The organism is Alkalihalobacillus sp. CinArs1, assembly GCF_947387515.1.
GTDB lineage: Bacteria > Bacillota > Bacilli > Bacillales > Guptibacillaceae > Guptibacillus.
Genome location: NZ_CANDOB010000002.1, coordinates 1,031,580 through 1,050,505 on the forward strand (window position 1 = coordinate 1,031,580; position 18,926 = coordinate 1,050,505).

Annotated in this window: 19 protein-coding genes; 14 read left to right on the top strand and 5 right to left on the bottom strand. The window is 40.9% G+C overall.

What is annotated here, in order from left to right; translation table 11 throughout:
• The first annotated feature begins 12 nt into the window (after nt 1–12).
• The 4 genes from corA (at nt 13) to PFZ69_RS14050 (ending at nt 3,994) form a co-directional block, all read left to right on the top strand.
• On the top strand, nt 13–1,059 hold the full coding sequence (corA, locus tag PFZ69_RS14035) for a magnesium/cobalt transporter CorA (RefSeq protein WP_270181695.1): 1,047 nt from the start codon (nt 13–15) through the stop codon (nt 1,057–1,059).
• A 12-nt stretch (nt 1,060–1,071) separates the two neighbouring features.
• A complete protein-coding gene (locus PFZ69_RS14040; RefSeq protein WP_270181696.1) occupies nt 1,072–1,803 on the top strand; it encodes an SDR family NAD(P)-dependent oxidoreductase in 732 nt (243 codons plus the stop codon).
• A gap of 106 nt (nt 1,804–1,909) precedes the next feature.
• On the top strand, nt 1,910–2,371 hold the full coding sequence (gene cbpB / locus PFZ69_RS14045) for a cyclic-di-AMP-binding protein CbpB (protein WP_270181697.1): 462 nt from the start codon (nt 1,910–1,912) through the stop codon (nt 2,369–2,371).
• Between the two features lie 102 nt (nt 2,372–2,473).
• On the top strand, nt 2,474–3,994 hold the full coding sequence (locus PFZ69_RS14050) for an MDR family MFS transporter (protein ID WP_270181698.1): 1,521 nt from the start codon (nt 2,474–2,476) through the stop codon (nt 3,992–3,994).
• On the opposite strand, the gene PFZ69_RS14055 is transcribed toward PFZ69_RS14050, so the two are convergent.
• Both PFZ69_RS14055 and PFZ69_RS14060 read right to left on the bottom strand, forming a co-directional pair.
• Nucleotides 3,989–4,363 carry a VOC family protein gene (locus PFZ69_RS14055; RefSeq protein WP_270181699.1) on the bottom strand — a complete coding sequence of 125 codons (375 nt, stop codon included), beginning with the start codon at nt 4,361–4,363 and terminating at the stop codon, nt 3,989–3,991. The genes PFZ69_RS14050 and PFZ69_RS14055 overlap by 6 nt on opposite strands.
• Nucleotides 4,364–4,376: 13 nt before the next feature.
• Entirely contained in the window at nt 4,377–5,117 is a 741-nt protein-coding gene (locus tag PFZ69_RS14060; protein ID WP_270181700.1) for a sulfite exporter TauE/SafE family protein, read from the bottom strand.
• A 157-nt stretch (nt 5,118–5,274) separates the two neighbouring features.
• On the opposite strand from PFZ69_RS14060, the gene PFZ69_RS14065 reads away from it, so the two are divergent.
• The 3 genes from PFZ69_RS14065 (at nt 5,275) to PFZ69_RS14075 (ending at nt 8,071) form a co-directional block, all read left to right on the top strand.
• Nucleotides 5,275–6,132 carry a LysR family transcriptional regulator gene (locus tag PFZ69_RS14065; RefSeq protein ID WP_270181701.1) on the top strand — a complete coding sequence of 286 codons (858 nt, stop codon included), beginning with the start codon at nt 5,275–5,277 and terminating at the stop codon, nt 6,130–6,132.
• Nucleotides 6,133–6,229: 97 nt separating this feature from the next.
• Entirely contained in the window at nt 6,230–6,949 is a 720-nt protein-coding gene (gene dapD / locus PFZ69_RS14070) for a 2,3,4,5-tetrahydropyridine-2,6-dicarboxylate N-acetyltransferase (RefSeq protein WP_270181702.1), read from the top strand.
• Nucleotides 6,950–6,955: 6 nt separating this feature from the next.
• The gene (locus PFZ69_RS14075) at nt 6,956–8,071 is read left to right on the top strand and encodes an N-acetyldiaminopimelate deacetylase (RefSeq protein WP_270181703.1); all 1,116 of its coding nucleotides are present in this window, start codon (nt 6,956–6,958) and stop codon (nt 8,069–8,071) included.
• A gap of 41 nt (nt 8,072–8,112) precedes the next feature.
• On the opposite strand, the gene PFZ69_RS14080 is transcribed toward PFZ69_RS14075, so the two are convergent.
• Nucleotides 8,113–8,889, bottom strand: a complete 777-nt coding sequence (locus PFZ69_RS14080; RefSeq protein ID WP_270181704.1) for a sulfotransferase family 2 domain-containing protein — start codon at nt 8,887–8,889, stop codon at nt 8,113–8,115.
• Nucleotides 8,890–9,119: 230 nt separating this feature from the next.
• Between PFZ69_RS14080 and PFZ69_RS14085 the strand changes: the two genes are divergently transcribed.
• Entirely contained in the window at nt 9,120–9,365 is a 246-nt protein-coding gene (locus PFZ69_RS14085) for a YkuS family protein (RefSeq protein ID WP_270181705.1), read from the top strand.
• Between the two features lie 36 nt (nt 9,366–9,401).
• On the opposite strand, the gene PFZ69_RS14090 is transcribed toward PFZ69_RS14085, so the two are convergent.
• Both PFZ69_RS14090 and PFZ69_RS14095 read right to left on the bottom strand, forming a co-directional pair.
• The gene (locus PFZ69_RS14090) at nt 9,402–9,605 is read right to left on the bottom strand and encodes a ChaB family protein (protein ID WP_270181706.1); all 204 of its coding nucleotides are present in this window, start codon (nt 9,603–9,605) and stop codon (nt 9,402–9,404) included.
• A 62-nt stretch (nt 9,606–9,667) separates the two neighbouring features.
• Entirely contained in the window at nt 9,668–10,504 is an 837-nt protein-coding gene (locus PFZ69_RS14095; protein ID WP_270181707.1) for a mechanosensitive ion channel family protein, read from the bottom strand.
• Nucleotides 10,505–10,789: 285 nt separating this feature from the next.
• On the opposite strand from PFZ69_RS14095, the gene PFZ69_RS14100 reads away from it, so the two are divergent.
• The 6 genes from PFZ69_RS14100 (at nt 10,790) to PFZ69_RS14125 (ending at nt 18,535) form a co-directional block, all read left to right on the top strand.
• Complete coding sequence (locus tag PFZ69_RS14100; protein ID WP_270181708.1) at nt 10,790–11,338, top strand: peroxiredoxin; 549 nt, start codon at nt 10,790–10,792, stop codon at nt 11,336–11,338.
• Between the two features lie 310 nt (nt 11,339–11,648).
• Nucleotides 11,649–13,403, top strand: coding sequence for an ABC transporter ATP-binding protein (locus PFZ69_RS14105; protein WP_270181709.1), 1,755 nt, complete (start codon nt 11,649–11,651; stop codon nt 13,401–13,403).
• Nucleotides 13,404–13,422: 19 nt separating this feature from the next.
• Nucleotides 13,423–15,225, top strand: coding sequence for an ABC transporter ATP-binding protein (locus PFZ69_RS14110; protein ID WP_270181710.1), 1,803 nt, complete (start codon nt 13,423–13,425; stop codon nt 15,223–15,225).
• A 182-nt stretch (nt 15,226–15,407) separates the two neighbouring features.
• On the top strand, nt 15,408–16,736 hold the full coding sequence (locus PFZ69_RS14115; RefSeq protein ID WP_270182051.1) for a cytochrome ubiquinol oxidase subunit I: 1,329 nt from the start codon (nt 15,408–15,410) through the stop codon (nt 16,734–16,736).
• A 12-nt stretch (nt 16,737–16,748) separates the two neighbouring features.
• Nucleotides 16,749–17,765: a cytochrome d ubiquinol oxidase subunit II gene (locus PFZ69_RS14120; RefSeq protein ID WP_270181711.1), complete on the top strand. Its 1,017-nt coding sequence runs from the start codon at nt 16,749–16,751 to the stop codon at nt 17,763–17,765.
• A 104-nt stretch (nt 17,766–17,869) separates the two neighbouring features.
• Nucleotides 17,870–18,535: a potassium channel family protein gene (locus tag PFZ69_RS14125; RefSeq protein ID WP_224881665.1), complete on the top strand. Its 666-nt coding sequence runs from the start codon at nt 17,870–17,872 to the stop codon at nt 18,533–18,535.
• The last annotated feature ends 391 nt before the right edge of the window (nt 18,536–18,926 follow it).

Genomic DNA, 18,926 nt, shown 5'->3' on the forward strand with positions numbered 1-18,926 from the left:
AAACGACCGCGTATGAGGAACAGAACACAAAAAAAGGGGATGCCACCAGGCTCACTTGTGTATGTAGGAGAGGAGCACCAGGAAGAAGTTACTGTTTCGGCGATCGAATTTGATGAACATGAAATAAATGAGCAGCATAACGTTTCATTAGATGATCTTAAACCAAAAATTGATTCTGAAAAGATTACGTGGGTCAATGTAAATGGGGTACATAATGTAGAAATCATTGATAAAATCAGCAAGATGGTCGGACTCCATCCGTTAACAACAGAAGATATTCTCAACACGGAACACAGGCCAAAAATCGATTTCTTTGAAAACCACCTCCTTGCAATCGTAAAGATGCTAAATCTTGAACAAGATCAACTAGATATAGAGCAAGTTAGCTTTATATTATTGAAGAATACTGTGATCACATTTCAAGAAAAAAAGGGAGATCTCTTCGATCCCGTAAGACTCATGTTAAAAGAAAACAAAGGGAAAATAAGGAAATCGGGTGCTGACTTCTTATTTTATTCTTTGATGGACGTGATTTTCGATCAATATTTAATCATTATGGACGACATGGATGATCGAATCGCACATTTAGAAGGAAATATTATGGAGGACCCTGATAACCATTCGTTACAGGACATCAATGAATATAAAAATACAATTCTACAATTGAAGAAAACAGTGTGGCCTGTAAGAGAAGTTGTTAACAAACTGATAAACAGAAAAGTTCCTTACATCAGTGATTCGATTTCTTTTTATTTACAGGATATTCATGATCACATCGTTCAAGCAAATGATATGGTCGAAACATCCCGTGGACAGCTATATGGATTGTTAGATGTGTATTATTCCACGTTAAGCATGAAGATGAATGAGATCATGAAAGTGCTCACGATCGTGTCGACCATCTTCATTCCATTAACATTCATAGCTGGAATATATGGAATGAACTTTGCGCATATGCCTGAACTAAGTCTTTCTTGGGGTTATCCTGCAGTTTGGATCATCATGATCATCATTACGGGAATTATGGTGATGTATTTCAAAAAGAAAAATTGGTTTTAAGGAGCGTTATAAATGAAAGAAGTCGTCATTGTAACAGGAGCAGGACACGGAATAGGACGTGGCGTTGCACTTCAGTATGCTAAAAAGGGAAGCATCGTCATTTTAGCTGATAAAGATGTTGAAGGGTGTGAAGACACGTTAAGAATGATGGAGGGCAATGAAGGGGAAATTATTCGTACAGATGTAAGTGACCCTGCTTCCATCGAAGCTTTGATGAATCACGTCGATCACGTTTATGACAGGCTCGATGTGTTGGTCAATAATGCAGGTGTCTCTGTTTTTAAACCGTTAGAGGAACTTGATGTGAGGGAATGGGATATGATTTTGGATACAAACCTTAGGAGTGTATTCCTCTGTTCTCAAGCTGCTTCACGAATCATGAAAAGAAACGAAAAAGCAGCGATTCTCAACATCGCATCAACCAGAGCGTCTATGTCTGAACCTGGCAGTGAAGCATATGCTGCTAGTAAAGGAGGAATCGTTGCTCTGACGCATGCCCTGGCGGTTTCTCTTGCGAAGTATCACATCACAGTAAATAGTATTAGTCCCGGCTGGATTGAAGTTTCAAATTATGAAGGGCTGAGAGGCATCGATCATGCGCAGCACCCATCCGGAAGAGTTGGAAAACCATCGGATGTTGGGAGAGCATGTCTTTATCTCTCTCATCCAGACAATGACTTTATAACTGGAGAAAACTTGGTGATCGATGGTGGGATGACTAGAAAAATGATCTATGAACATTAAAGCGTTTGCAGTTAACGGACAATCACGATTCATGTTACTATAAACAAAGACCCTTCATTATAGAAGAAGATTAACAGGGTGAATCATGCTTGAGGGGAAGTTATATATGGCTAAGCATATGGAATTGCCAAATTTGTACGAAACAGGAATACAAGATTTGATTATCTCGGCTGAGAAAGTGGCTCATGTTCAATTAACAAATCCATTGGAACACGCCATGCTCATCTTGATTAAGTCTGGTTATTCTTCCATTCCTGTACTCGATACTCAGTTCAGGCTGAAAGGTTTAATCAGTCAACCGCTTATTTTGGATTCAATTCTTGGAATTGAAAGAATTGAGTTTGAGAAGTTAAGCGACTATGTTGTAGAAGATGTTATGAATACTGACATTCCATGTATCAATGAAAACGAAGGTTTTTTCAAAGGCTTAAAGCTTTCGATCGATCATCCCTTTTTATGTGTCGTTGATGATGAGAACATCTTTAAAGGCATCTTAACGCGTAGAGCACTTCTAAAGTTTGTTAACAGGTATCTTCATGAATCTTCATTTAAGCGATCTGAATCATAATAAACGTAAAACCCGGTATGAATATACCGGGCTTTTCTATTTTCATCTCAAAAGATAACTTGTAAAATGTTAGTAAATGATGTGACTAGTGGGGATGTCATAATGAAGAGTTTAACGGAGAAAGTTCTAACCAGTGTGAAAAAGAAAGAAACAAATCGTCCTCTCGTACTTTCAGCTATTGTGATCGGAATGTTCATGGCTGCAATAGAAGGAACGATCGTTTCAACAGCGATGCCAGGAATCGTTTCTGATCTTGGTGGCTTTTCTAAGTTTAGCTGGGTATTTTCATCATACTTACTTATGTCCGCCATTACGGTATTATTATTTGGAAAGTTATCAGATCTTTTCGGGCGAAAGCCAATCTACGCTTTCGGAGTCATCGTGTTTTTAATCGGTTCGATACTTTGTGGTTTTGCAGAGACGATGGAAGCACTCATTCTCTTTCGGTTGATTCAGGGAATCGGTGCAGGGGCTGTTCAGCCTATCGCACTTACAATCGTAGGTGACATGTACTCAATGGAAGAAAGAGCAAAGATACAAGGGTATTTAGCTAGTGTATGGGGAATTTCAGCCATTGCGGGACCTGCTCTCGGTGGGCTCTTCGTTACATATATCGATTGGTCATGGGTTTTTTGGATGAACATCCCACTTGGGATATTGTCTCTTATTGGGGTGCTAATGCTTCTACATGAAAATATCAGTAAAGAGAAGAAACCAGTGGATTATCCAGGAGCGCTCGTACTACTAGTTTCAGTTAGTGCTCTTATGGTCTTGCTCATTCAAGGTGGTACGTACTGGGAATGGACTTCTTTGCCAATACTCGGGCTGATCGTTTTGACAATGTTTGGAATAGGGTTGTTCTTTTTTATTGAAACGCGTGCAAAAGAACCAATCATGCCACTTGGAATTTGGAGAGACCCCTTAATTACCCTCGCAAACTCAGTAACATTCACAACGGGTATCATCTTGATCGGTGTCTCGAGCTTCTTGCCAACATTTGTGCAGGGGGTTATGGAGCGATCGCCTATTGTTGCGGGCTTCACACTCACGACGATGTCGATCGGATGGCCGATCGCATCTACGATAGCAGGTAAGCTCGTCATCAAGATCGGATTTCGTATTACATCAGTCTTAGGAGGCATTTCTCTTCTCATTGGCGCAACGATCTACATGATGATGACGCCAGAGCTCGGGCCACTTTTCGCCGGAACAGGTTCCTTTTTTATTGGGGTCGGAATGGGGTTAACATCGACAACCTTCATCGTTGCGATTCAAAGCTCAGTTGCCTGGAAGCAGCGTGGAATCGCAACAGCTTCTAACGTATTCATGCGAACACTTGGAAGCGCAGTAGGTGCAGCACTACTAGGAGGAATCTTGAATAGCCGCCTGAAGCACTATCTTGAAAGTCGTGATGTCGACCTTGATATCAATTCAGCTAATATGCTTCTTGATGAAGAAAAAAGGAATAATCTTGAGGCTGCTACGCTAGCAATCTTGCAAAACGGATTGACGGTTTCTCTAAAATGGGTTTATTTCGGCATCGGCATACTAGCTCTTGTTAGTTTTGCGGTTGTGATCTTTATGCCAAAGCACTCGAACAAAAGAAATCCGTCTCGATCATGAGACGGATTTCGGTTGAATGAACTCGATTCTATTCTTAAAAGGATCGTAGAAAGTAAACCTATCGAAACCAGCGATTTGCGTTTCTTCCTTTATCTGAACATTAAAGTGTTGTAATCTAGCACGAGCTTCATCAATGTTTCCTACTTCAAAAGCAGGGTGTCGTTTACTTGGATGAACATCTTTTTCGACACCGATATGAATTTCGATGCCTGTACCCTTGAGCCAAAACCCACCGTTTTTCTTCAATGCCTCAGGTTTTTCGATCTCCACAAATCCAAGAACGTCTTTATAAAACATTCTTGCTTCATTCTCCATGCCTACAGGTATACAGATTTGTATGTGATGAACTCTTCGATAGTCGATATTCATATAAAAACACTCCTTAAAATTGACTTGTGAATATGCTGTAGCAAACTTGGAAGATTAATAGGATCGTCATCGTTCTTAGAAGCCAGTCGATCTGTGAAAGCGACAGCTTATCGGCTATTCTTACTGAAATTTGAGCCCCAGTAATGGAACCGACGGCTAACGGTATGGCGATCGTCATATCTAGATGACCACTCAAGGAATAAACGATAACAGCGCCTGTACAGCTTAAAAATGTATTAAAACGCGTTAATCCGATTGAAAATAGATACGAAAGCCCGCTCTGTCTAAATAAATGCATTTGAAGCGTCGCTTGTCCTGGACCAAATGATCCATCGTACCACCCGATAACTCCGACAAAGGGAAGCGCTCTTTTCGGGACTTGTTTTAACGTTGTACTAGACTGCTTTTTCTTCAAAAATGATAGCCCGAGTGCAGCTACGAGAAGAGAACCTGCGAATAGCTGGAGAGCATCATCGGAGAGGGAAGAAGCGAACAAGCCACCAAGTATTCCTCCAACTAAAGCAATAGGACCTGTTTTTAATGCCTCTTTCATCGCTAGCTCTTTTCTTCTTAATAAAACGAAAAAGCTTGAAAATGAACTTAACATGTTAGAAAATTTGTTAGCAGAAATAATCGAATGAATCGGTAGCCCTAGTAAGATCATAGCGGGCAAGTTGATCAAGCCGCCGCTACCAGATAATGTTCCAATAAATGTTGCGATGAGTCCGATTCCAAATAACCATAGCCATTCCATAGTGAATCACCCTTTTTCGTTCATATTGGAATCTCCTTCCATAGTATATTATTGTTAGAGTGATAATGAAAATAGATAATAATGATGATAATACATAAGAAAAACTTATGATTACGATCATCAGAAATATGTAGACAAAACGTCGGAGAGTGATGAGATGAGTACAGAATACAAGGTTCTTTCGATTCTTGCTGAAGAGAAGAACATGCGGAGAGCCGCAGAGCGGCTATACGTTTCACAACCAGCACTAAGTCAGCGGCTCCAATCCATCGAAAAAGCCTGGGGTGTACCGATCTTCCTAAGATCTCAAAAAGGCTTGACGGTAACACCTGCAGGAGAGCGAATTATCGATTTTGCCAACGATACGCTCAGAAGAGAAGAAAAAGTGTATGAAGCATTAACTTCGCTGAGTTCTGAAGTTCACGGAACGTTAAAACTAGCAGTCGCATCAATCATAGGACAGTACTGGCTTCCTTCTGTGTTAAAGAGGTTCGTTGAGAATTATCCTAGTGTAAAGATTTCGCTCGTAACTGGGTGGAGCAGTGAGATTTTAAAGTATTTATATGAAGATGATATTCATGTCGGAATCATTCGAGGCAAGCCAGACTGGAGAGGGAGAAGTCATTATCTCTTGTCTGATGAACTATATTTAGTCGACACTGCGATCCGTTCGATCGAAGAGCTTCAGCAAACTGAGAAACCGTTCATACAGTTTAAGAGTGATTCGACTTACTATCAAGAGATTCAGGAATGGTGGCAAACGCAATCGTTTGCTCCACCAAAGAAAACGATCGTTGTGGACCAAATCGAAACGTGCAAACAGATGGCGCTGAACGGCATCGGCTATGCGATCCTCCCGTCGATCTCGATTACAGAAGATGTGAGTGAATATCACCGCATCCCTCTTTTAGATAAAGAAGGAAACGCGTTGAAACGAGATACGTGGTTATTGACGAATGATACCGCACTTCAATTAAAACAGGTGGAAAAGTTCATCGAACTCCTCGACGGATAGGAAATCATTAGACTTCACGAAAACAATCATGTACGATAAAATGAAAAGCATGCGGCAAAGCCGTGTAGCTATTTGGAATCAAGGAGGAAGAATAACCATGAAAATGATGGATGCAAACGAAATTATTAGCTTTATTCAAAACAGTGAGAAATCAACTCCTGTCAAAGTACATATTAAAGGGAACTTAGATGGTATCGACTTCGGTAGTAACACGAAGACGTTTATTACTGGCGATACTGGTGTGCTTTTCGGAGAATGGAAAGACATCAAAAACGTCCTTGAAAACGAAGCTTCTAACATCGAAGATTACGTTGTAGAAAACGATCGCAGAAACTCTGCGATTCCAATGCTTGACCTTAAAGGCATTCAAGCACGAATCGAGCCTGGCGCGATCATTCGTGATCAAGTTGAGATCGGAAACAACGCAGTTATCATGATGGGTGCTATGATCAACATCGGTTCTGTTGTTGGCGAAGGCACAATGATTGATATGAACGTTGTTCTTGGAGGACGCGCAACAGTTGGTAAGAATTGTCACATCGGTGCAGGCGCTGTTCTTGCAGGTGTCATTGAGCCACCTTCTGCAACACCAGTTATCATTGAAGATGATGTTGTCGTTGGAGCGAACGCTGTTGTCCTTGAAGGTGTAAAAGTTGGAAAAGGCGCAGTGATTGCAGCTGGATCGATCGTTACAGAAGACGTTCCTGAATACACGCTCGTTGGTGGTACTCCAGCACGAGTACTTAAAGAAATCGATGATCAAACTCGTTCTAAAACAGAGATCAAAAAAGAGCTTCGTCAGCTTAAAGCAGACTGATTTCACATGAATAGAAGAGCAGTAAGACGAGATCTGCATCGTATCCCTGAAATAGGATTTCAGGAATATAAGACACAGCAGTATCTGCTTCAGTTCATCGAACAGTTGCCTCAAGAGCATCTTGAAGTGAAAACTTGGAAAACAGGAATCTTAGTACTCGTAAAAGGAAGTAACCCGACTAAAACGGTCGGTTACCGTACTGACATAGACGGCCTTCCGATACAAGAGCAAACTGGGTACCTGTTTCAATCAGAGCATGAAGGATACATGCATGCTTGTGGTCATGACTTTCATATGACGATCGCGTTAACCCTTCTTGAACACTACGCTGTAAAACGTGTGAAGGATAACCTGCTGTTTATTTTCCAACCAGCAGAAGAGGGACCAGGTGGAGCTCTTCCAATGTTAGCTTCAGAAGAATTTAACGCTTGGAAGCCTGATGAAATGGTTGCTCTTCATATTGCACCAGAATATCCAGTCGGCACGGTCGCAACGAAGCCAGGTTTGCTCTTCGCAAACACTTCAGAGCTATTTATCGACTTGATCGGCAAGGGCGGGCACGCTGCTTATCCTCACCATTCACGCGATATGGTCGTTGCAGGCAGTCATCTTGTTACACAGCTTCAATCGATCGTTGCAAGGAATATTGATCCCCTCGATTCGGCAGTCGTTACGATCGGGAAGATTGAAGGGGGGACGAAGCAAAACATTATTGCTGAAACCTCCCGTCTTGAAGGGACGATCAGATCGCTTTCGGCAGATTCAATGACGCTTGTGAAAAAGCGTGTTGAATCGATCGTCAAAGGGATTGAAGCTTCATTTGAATGTGAAGCGAAAATCGATTATGGCTCGAACTACTATCAGGTGTTCAATGATGCGCAGCTAGTCGAAAGGTTTATGAACGTTACTAGAGAGTTAAGCGATATAACTATGATTGAGTGTCGTGAAGCGATGACGGGCGAAGACTTTGGGTATTTCTTACGAGATATACCAGGGTTCATGTTTTGGCTTGGAGTAGATTCAGAATCAGGACTGCATTCCTCTACTTTGAAGCCAGATGAAGATGCGATTGACGTCGCGTTCGATGTTCTTACAAACTATATCGACAGCACGTTTGGATAATAAGACGCCTCGAGGATCACCTCGAGGCGTTTTTTTGTGCCTTAAACCGTTTTAAGCGTTTGACTGTATTGGTACGTTACAAAATCATGTTTATAAATTTCTTTAACTAATTGCATAGTTTCTTCATTATAAAAGTTTTGATAGTCAGGAACCGGCTTATTTAAGGAGGATTGTGACATCTTCACTTCAGCAAAGCACCTCTCATCAAATTTCTTCATCTTATCCGTTATGTGATGAGGAGACTTTACGATCGTTTCTATGGGAGAGTGTGGCAGGTTATATTGTTTTTCTATCGTTTTTAACTCATTCATGAAGTTTTCAAGTCGTATATAGTTTTTTATTAGCAACTCTTCTCCATCAGTGTATTGTTGTGCAATATGGAGGTTGATCGCGCCTTTTGTAACACCGATGTTTCTAATAATATACAGAAATTGTTTGAACGACATACCATCTTTAAGGTGTGGTGCGATGACTCTCATAATGCTTTCATTCGTTATCGTTGCAAAATATGAGCTCACTGCACGCGTGAACGGGTCTCGAACAAGCTTGTATACATTTTTTTCATCGTTAACTAGTGCTTTCAGTATATTCTTCTCATAATGTGGCTGTATTTGAAATTCGTTCATTCTATATGAGTGAATGGACTCGTATTGCGAGGCCGTTTCAAGTAGTCCTATGTGATAAAAATACCATTTAGCAAGTGAAGTACATCCTCCTTTTGGGCTCCAAAAGAATAGGATTGGGAAATTAGAATCGTATAAAGGAAGTGGAGGTGAGACTAACTTGTTGATTACCACTTCTTTTTTTAGATTGCCCAATAGTGCTCAACTCCTTTAAGGCTAGTCCTATTATTGACTATTAATTATAGTATGCAAAGGTAATTGGAAAAGTGAGGTCAATGTCTGTTCTGGTCGCATTATGATTTTATGGGTGCGAATATTTCTTTTCGGAAACTAATGATTTATGTTCAAACAATGAATAGTTTAGCGAAAATAGTTCATCCTAATGCTAGTACTCGCAATGCATTAGAGGGGAAGGAGTGAAAAGCATGAAAAGAATCGCTGTAGAAGATACGCTTTCTGACGTAGCACAAGCGCTTCAAGCAAAAGGGTATGAAGTGGTTTCCCTTAAGCAGGAAGCTGATGCAAACGGCTGTGATTGCTGTGTGATCTCAGGTCAGGATCAGAACGTTATGGGAATGCAGGACGCTACTACACAAGGAAGTGTCATCAACGCTGATGGCATGACAGCTGATCAAGTTTGTCAGCAAGTCGACAGCAGATATCAGCAATAAAAAAAACCGCCCCCTTCTAGAAGGGGGCGGTTCTCGTTAATCATCTTTTTTTACCCAATTGCCATTATCGTTCTTTTCGTATTTCTCTTCCACTGCACTCCAAGCTACTTTAAAAGCTGTCTTCTCGTTATCGTATTGCTCTGAAGCAGAATTAAAGGCTTCCTTAAAGATATCTTGTGCATGGGATGGAAGATTATCTTTCACCTGATCTGGCAGGTCACTTTTCGAATCATAAGGCAATGACGTCACGCTCCTTTAACGATTTGTCATTACTTTACCCAGCGCTAGTGACACTTAAACGATTACTGCTCTTTCTTCTCAAGGTAAACTTGATGTGGGAAAGGGATTTCGATTCCGTTCGCATCGAAAGCTTCTTTAATCTCTTTACGAAGTTGACGCTCAACGCCCCACTGTTCCATATTCTTTGTTTGACAGAGAACGCGGATGACAACATCAGAATCACCCAGGTTTTGAACACCTAGAACGTTAGGACCTTCAACGATTGAATCGTTCGTTTCGGCAACCTTTTCACACACATCTTGAAGAACGCGAATCGCTTCGTCAATATTGTCATCATATGAAATGCCAATATCGACAAGGGCGCGCATGTTTCCTCTAGAATGGTTGCTCAGTGAGCTGATCTCACGGTTCGGAACATAGTTAAGTGTTCCGTCAAAAGAACGGATATGAGTTGTGCGGAGGCCAACTTCTTCAACGATTCCACCGAATCCAGCTGCTGTTACATAGTCGCCAACATCCATCTGCTTTTCAAGTAAGATGAAGAATCCTGTCACGACATCACTAACCAGTCCTTGAGCACCAAAACCAACTGCTAGACCGATGATACCAGCACCAGCGATCAATGCTTTAATATCGAATCCAAACGTATCGAACACGACTGCGACAACGATGAAAATCAATACATAAGCGAAAATGCTCATCGTTAAATTCTTTAATGTGTCTGCTCTGCTTTGACTCATATTTTTTTTCGTAGTTACTTCAGTGAAGGACTTTTCAATAAAACGAGTTCCTAATGATTTCACGATCGCATAAACGATAAAGATTGCGATAAGTTGTAGAATGAGTAGTCCAGTATCAACGAGCAATTCTGCCCAGCTGATGTTTTCAATAAAATCCATGTTTCTCCTCCTTTAACCAGATACGGGTATATACCTTACTGACAAAGTATAGCGAAAAATGTCGCTACGGTTCAAGTGAAGTGTTATAGAAGACGTAAGAAAAATAATTCGTTATACTTATCATGTCATGTTTATGAAATAGAATACACGGGCAATATAGGGAAGTACGTTTCCTATTCATTATATTAAATTAATTATTACTTAATATTGACTATAAAAAATGGTTGTACTATAATGACAAACGTGGGCGAAAGCCGCAGGATATTTTCTAGGAGGGATTTACACATGGCAGAACGCATGGTAGGTAAACAAGCACCTCGCTTCGAAATGGAAGCAGTTATGAACAACAAAGAATTCGGTAAAGTAAGTCTTGAAGAGAACATGAAGAACGACAAATGGACAGTTCTTTTCTTCTATCCAATGGACTTCACATTCGTGTGCCCAACTGAAATCACTGCACTAAGTGACCGTTACGATGAGTTCGACGATCTAGATGCAGAAGTAATCGGAGTATCTACTGATACAATCCATACACACCTAGCTTGGATCAACACTGACCGTAACGAAAATGGTCTTGGTGATTTAAACTATCCACTAGCTGCAGATACAAACCATAAAGTATCTAAAGAATACGGCGTATTTATTGAAGATGAAGGTGTAGCACTTCGCGGACTATTCATCATCAGCCCTGAAGGTGAACTTCAGTACGCAGTTGTTAACCATAACAACATTGGCCGTGACGTTGATGAAACACTTCGTGTGCTTCAAGCACTTCAAACTGGTGGACTTTGCCCAGCAAACTGGAAACCAGGTCAAGAAACGCTAAACGTATAATATAGAGTAAACCTAAAACCTCCAGGTGATCCTGGAGGTTTTTTTATTTAAACTATCATACTAAAATCGGTCATAAAAAGAAGAGTTTATACGTAATGTAACATGTGCAATGGCCTAAGTGTCGTGCTCACTCTGTTTTCTTAGAAAGAACAATTTGTATGCTAGTAGTGGTAAAAAATCTTCAAGAAGAAAATCTTGGAGTTTTTTTTATTTAATAGTCTCAATTGGTGGTTATTTATTTCGAAATCCGATATATTATGTATATTGTCACTAATTTTACAATTCATTTATAGTCAAAGGTGGTGTCGCGTTGGATACGTTTAAGAGATTAAAAGATTTTTATTGGCCGTATAAGAAGTTGTTCTTATGGTCTGTGTTCTCATTGTTTTTTGTAACCGGAATCACGGTGGTATATCCGATGGTCCTGCAATTTACGATCGATGACGTCATTCTGAGTCAGGAGTATCAATGGGTTCCTTATCTCGCATTTGGATTTATTGGCATCATGTTGTTTAAGGGTATCGCTACATTCTTTCATCAGTACTTAGGGGATCTCTTTGGGGTAACAGCTGTCTATCGACTAAGAGAAGAGCTTTACAAAAAGCTTCAGTACTTACCTTTTCGATACTATGATAATGCGAAGACCGGAGATTTAATGTCACGCTTAACTGCTGATGTTGAAGGTTTTCGCTTTTTCCTTTCTTTTGGATTCGCACAAGTGATCAACTTTTTACTACTGATCACATTCAGTTTGATCGTCATGTTCAATTATTCTGTTCCGTTAGCGCTCGTAACGCTAGGAATGCTCCCTTTCCTCAGTATCGCAGTTTATCGCTTCGATAAAAACGTCCACCCAGCATTTAGAGGAATCCGGAAATCGATGGCGAGGTTAAATACGAAGGTACAAGAAAACATTAGCGGGATCAATACGGTCAAATCGCTATCGAGAGAAGACTTCGAGATCGGTAAGTTCGTAAACAGCAATACGGACTATCGCGACAACTACTTAACGACGTCGAATATATGGGCGAAGTTCTTCCCGATGATGGAGTTTATCGGAAATCTCTGTGTGGTGTTCCTACTATCATATGGTGGATATCTCGTATTCCAAAACCAGCTTCGACCTGGAGAACTCGTTGCTTTCTTTAGTCTTGTTTGGTACATCATCTGGCCGATCATGAACTTAGGATTCGTCATCAACACTTTCTCTCAATCAAAAGCTTCAGGTGAGCGACTACTTGAAATTTTAGATGAACCTGAAGATATATCTGATAAAGAAGGTGCCATCGAGGTGAACCGTTTAGAAGGTCATGTTGAGTTTAAACATGTGACGCACAAGTATGCTTCTGAAGATGACGAGGCGTTGAAGGATATTTCTTTTGATGCACCAAAAGGTACAACAATTGGTTTATTAGGTGCAACGGGGTCAGGAAAGACAACGGTTACGCAGTTGATCGCTCGTTTTTATGAACCAGATAGTGGAGAGATCTTAATCGATGGTAAAAAGATCGATGACTATACATTCAAGTCTCTTAGGAGAAATATTGGCGTAGTGCTTCAAGAGACGTTCTTATTTTCATCAACAATTCGCGATAATATTGCCTATGGCGATCCTGATGTTTCGTTCGAGAAAATTCAAGATGCAGCGAAACGTGCACAGGCGCATGAGTTCATTATGGAATTGCCTGAAGGGTATGACACGGTTCTTGGAGAGCGTGGAATGGGGCTTTCAGGAGGACAAAAACAACGAATTGCAATCGCTCGAGCTATATTGACAGATCCAAGTATTTTGATTCTCGATGATGCTACGAGTGCAGTCGATATGCAAACGGAGTTTAAGATTCAAAAAGCTTTCGAAGAAGTGATGAAGGGAAGAACGACGTTTATCATCGCGCATAGAATTTCTTCATTGAAGCATGCCGATGAAATCCTTGTATTGAATAAAGGAGAAATCGTTGAGCGCGGAAAGCATGATGAACTGATTGAGAACGAAGGATACTACCGAGGTATCTACGATATTCAGTATCAAGATCAAAAAGAGATTATGAGTAGACAGACGGTTTGAAAAGGGGTGAAAAAGCGAAATGAAACAGAATCGTAGACAACGATTTCACTATTCTCAGGATTCAGCTATTGAAAAACAGTTTAACTGGAAGCAGATGACGAGGCTCCTAGGATACATGGAACCATATAAGAAAACCCTTCTCCCAAAAGCAATCATTACGATGCTTATTTCAACAGCTGTAAGGTTGATCGTTCCGATCTTTATCGGGGTATTGCTTTTCGATCATGCGATAAAAAATAAAGATGAAACGCTATTGATTCAGCTCATTATTGGTATAGCCGTGCTGTATGTCATTTCATGGATTTCGAACACATACCGTATCAAATGGACGAATCAGCTCGGTCAATACATCATCTATGATATTAGGCAGGGGTTATTTAAGCACATACAAAAGCTATCGCATGGATTCTTTGACAAACGATCAGCAGGTTCAATCTTAGTAAGAATCATAAACGATGTAAATTCGATGCAAGAACTTTTTACAAATGGTGTTATCAACTTGTTAATGGATATCGTTTTATTACTTGGTATCCTCGTGGTCATGTTTATTCTAAGTCCAGAGTTGACGCTAGCGATCATGATCATCCTTCCGCTCATGTTCTTAATCTCGACTAGGCTACGAAGAAGGATTAGGAGATCATGGCAGCAGGTTAGGGTGAAGCAAGCGAAGCTAAACTCTCACTTGAACGAAAGCATTCAAGGTATTCGCGTGACACAGTCTTATACACAGGAAACAGAGAACATGGACTTCTTTGAAGGCGTAAACCATGAAACATACTCAAGTTGGAAGGATGCGACGAAGAAGAGTGCGATGTTCCGACCTTTCGTAGAGATGTCGAATGCAATTGGAACAGCGATTCTGATTTGGTTTGGTGTCTATTTAATCCAAAACGGTCTCGATTATGGTGTCTTCGTAACGTTTGCTTTTTACTTAGGAATGTTCTGGGAACCGATTTCAAGATTAGGTCAAGTATATAACCAGCTACTCGTAGCGATGGCTTCATCAGAGCGAATTTTTGAATTTTTAGATGAAAAGCCAAATGTTCCTGAGAAAAAGGATGCAAGAGAATTTAAAGAAATGAAAGGTGAAATCACGTTCGAAGACGTTGAATTCTCCTATGATGAGAAAAGAAAAGCACTTCATCAGATGAGTTTAAGAATGAAAGCGGGAGAAACAGTTGCACTTGTTGGGCACACTGGTTCTGGTAAATCAACGATCGCCAATCTGATCAGTAGGTTTTATGATCCTACAAACGGGTCAGTAAAAATCGATGGCGTCGATTTACGAGATGTTAAATTGGATAGTTTGCGCCAAAAAGTGAGTGTCGTGCTTCAAGATACGTTTATCTTTTCTGGTACGATTATGGAAAACATTCGTTTCGGTCGACCTGATGCAACAGATGAAGAAGTACTCGAAGCAGCAGAAGCAGTCGGAGCGGATCAGTTTATCAAGAGGCTAAGCAATGGGTATGAAACGGAAGTTGAAGAGAGGGGTAACGTACTTTCAGTGGGTGAACGTCAGTTGTTATCTTTCGCCCGCGCTTTATTAGCCGATCCGAGAATTTTGATACTCGATGAAGCAACCGCTAGTATCGACACAGAAACTGAGCTCAAGATTCAGAACGCACTAAACGTCGTGCTTGAAGGTAGAACTGCGATTATGATCGCCCATAGGCTGTCAACGATCCGTGGAGCAGACAATATTATCGTGTTAGATCATGGTCGTATATTAGAGCAGGGAGATCATAACGAATTGATGCGTAAAGGTGGAACCTACTACGAATTAGTCCGTTCACAGTTTAATATGATGGATGCAGGATAATAAAGAAGTCCTTTTCGGGCTTCTTTTTTTATTTTAGATTGTGATACTTGTCACAAAGTCCTTGTTCAGTCATAATAGATTTGTAGAAAGCTTCACATGTTTGTTAGTTTTTGTTCAAGTTGATAAGGGAAGATTGTTTACAAGACTTTGAGTTGATCTAAAAGGGGATGAAGTAGGTGGAAATGGATTCAGCAATGCTCAGCAGGCTTTTAACAAGCCTTACACTAGGGTTTCATATAATCTTTGCAACTCTCGGTGTTGGTGTGCCTTTGCTTATTAGTTTAGCAGAATGGATCGGGATCAAGCGCAATGACCCTTACTACACGTTATTAGCAAGACGCTGGTCAAGAGGGTTTGTTGTAACTGTTGCAGTAGGGGTTGTGACAGGAACGGCTATTGGCTTACAGCTTTCTTTACTCTGGCCAAACTTTATGCAGCTTGCCGGTCAGGTAATCAGTTTGCCTTTATTCTTAGAAACGTTTGCGTTTTTCTTTGAAGCAATCTTTCTAGGAATCTATTTATATACATGGGATCGATTTAAAAAGCCAATCTACCACTGGTTGATTTCAATACCAGTCGTAATCGGTTCAACCATGTCGGCAGTCTTTATCTCTACAGTCAATGCGTTTATGAATGCTCCACAAGGTTTTACGATGGTCGATGGTGTATTGACTGATATAGAACCGCTTGCTGCGATGTTTAATCCTGCGACGCCAACTAAAGTAGGTCATGTTGTAATGTCCGCATACCTTACATCGGCAATCGTACTAGCCGCGATCACAGCATTTATGATGCTCAGGGGCAAGACTGGTACGTATTACAAAAAAGCGTTGAAACTGACGATGACAGCAGGTTTTATTTTTGCGATTGGGACCGCGATGGTAGGGGATTTCGCAGGGAAGTTTCTTGCGGAATACCAACCTGAAAAACTAGCTGCTGCAGAATGGCATTTTGAAACAACTGGGAATGCAGGGTTAATTGTTGGAGGTATTCTAGATGAAGAGAATGAAGAAGTTAAATACGGTCTCGTGTTACCTAACTTCTTAAGTATCCTTGCTCACGGTAACCCGAGTGCGGAAGTGATGGGCTTAGATCAAGTACCAGAAGATGAAACACCGCCACTCTTTATCCATTACCTTTTTGATGGCATGGTAGGAATCGGAATGTATTTAGCAGCTCTGACGTTCTTCTATATGCTCGCTTTAAGGGTTAAACGATTCAACCCGGGTAACAGATGGTTACTAAGGCTTATCGTCATTGCAGGACCGCTTTCGATGCTTGCAATTGAATTTGGATGGATTTTCTCAGAAGTGGGGCGTCAGCCTTGGATCCTTTGGGACATTCTCCGAACAGGTCACGCTGCAACAACGTCGGATCACGTAGGCTTGATGCTGATCTTGTTCTTATTGTTATACATCGTCCTCGGGACGCTTTGTGTCATCGTTCTTAGAAAGATGTTCCACTCGAATCCAGCAGAAAATGAGTTAGAGGAAATCGCAAAATCTAGATAGGGGGGTGTCAAATTGGATATTCAGGTTATAGGGATCACGGTGTTATGGGTATTTCTATATGGCTATCTAATCACTGCTTCAATCGATTTCGGAGCCGGCTTCTTTGCATACTATGGAGAATTAACAGGCCGAGATCATATCATCAACCGTATTATCAGTCGGTACTTATCTCCGGTTTGGGAAGTCACGAATGTGTTCTTCGTATTCTTTTTTGTAGGTCTGATCGGTTTCTTTCCAGACACAGCATATTATTTCGGAACAGCGTTGCTTGTGCCTGGAAGTATTGCGATCATTCTCATAGCCATCAGAGGATCATTTTATGCGTTCGGGAACTACGGTGCAAAAAAGAGTAAAGTGTATACCTTCTTGTATGGAGTGACAGGGTTATTGATCCCTGCTTCGCTCTCAACGGCACTCACTTTATCTGAAGGTGGTTTCATAGAAGAAGTGGATGGCAACGTCACGTTTCTCGCAGGTGAACTTTTCACAAGTTTTTATTCTTGGTCAGTCGTGTTACTTGCAATCGTTTCTGTATTGTTCATCAGTGCAGCATTTCTTACGTTTTATGCAAGCAGAGCGAATGATACGCCTGCGCTTGAGCTTCTAAGGAAATACGCTCTCTTTTGGAGCGCACCAACCATTTTAGCTAGTATACTCGTCTTCGTAGCGCTGCAGCAACACAACCCTGAGCATTTTGCGAGCACGCTCGACTATGCATGGCTGTTTATTGCATCACTGTTTTGTTTCTTAGTTGCAACATACTTGATCTTTCATAAGAAACGCTATGGAACAGCCTTTATCTTTGTTATGCTGCAATTCTTTTTTGCGTTCTTTGGCTACGGGGTGTCACACCTCCCGTGGATTTTATACGACTACGTTACGATTTACTCTGGCTACACGAACGAAACGATGGGGGTTTACCTAGTAATTGCGTTCGTAGCAGGACTATGCTTACTCGTACCTTCTCTAATCTTATTGATGCGACTATTCCTCTTTGATGCTGAGTATGTAAAAGGGAACAAGTCGTAAAGAGATCATATTGACACGGTGGTACAACGTGATAGGATAGAGTTAACAACGTGGCAGCGGATCGCTGTCACGTTTCTTTCCGAGATAAGTAGGAGGAGTGTACGTTGAAAAAACAATTTGCGGTTATTGGACTAGGCCGTTTTGGCGGTAGTATATGCAAATCATTGAGTCAACAGGGAATGGAAGTTCTCGCAATCGATATGGATGAAGACAAAGTTAACGAATTTTCCTCCGTAGCAACGCACGCTGTTATCGCAGATTCAACGGATGAGAGCGTATTAAAAAATCTAGGTATACGAAATTTTGATCACGTGATTGTCGCGATCGGAGATAATATCCAGTCAAGTATCCTTACAACGTTGATCTTGAAAGAGCTAGGTGTAAGTAACATTACGGTAAAAGCTCAAAATGATTATCATGAAAAAGTTCTGAACAAGATCGGTGCTGATAAGATCGTTCACCCAGAGAGAGATATGGGGATGAGGATTGCTCATAATATCATATCGAATAGTGTACTCGACTATTTAGAGCTTTCAGATGAACATAGTATCGTCGAACTTATCGCAAACTCAAGAATGGATAATAAAACGATTATCGAGCTCGATATCCGAGCAAAGTACGGTGCCAACATCGTTGCAATTAAGAATGGTGATGACATCATCGTTTCTCCTCAAGCGGACCAGAAGATCTACAAGGGAGATATTTTGATCGTGATCGGCTCAGATCAAGACATCAACCGTTTAGAGCGCCAGCTGCTTAATAGAGATTAATCAAAAAAACGCCTGTCATCGTGACAGGCGGTTTTTTCAGTTTAAATGATGACTTCGTTCTAGTAGTGTCTATACCGCAGAAAAACAGATTGTTTAAAGAGAATCAAGTTTTTTTCTTCATGCAAGACGTGTACATTCTAATTAGATTTAGGAAAGGAAATATTTCATATCCTGAGCTCTAATGAAGAAGCGTTCTACTGTTTTTAAATCAATTCTTTTAGGTTTTAGAATACATTTAACGCAGATTGGAGCGGAAGGATACTTGACTCCTGCGGGATATGCGGGACAGGTAAGACCCCGCAGGAACGAGGAGGCTTACCGCCCGCCACGCGGAAAGCAAGTATCCTGGAGCGCAAATCCCACCCATAATGGATCGTTACCTATTAACGAT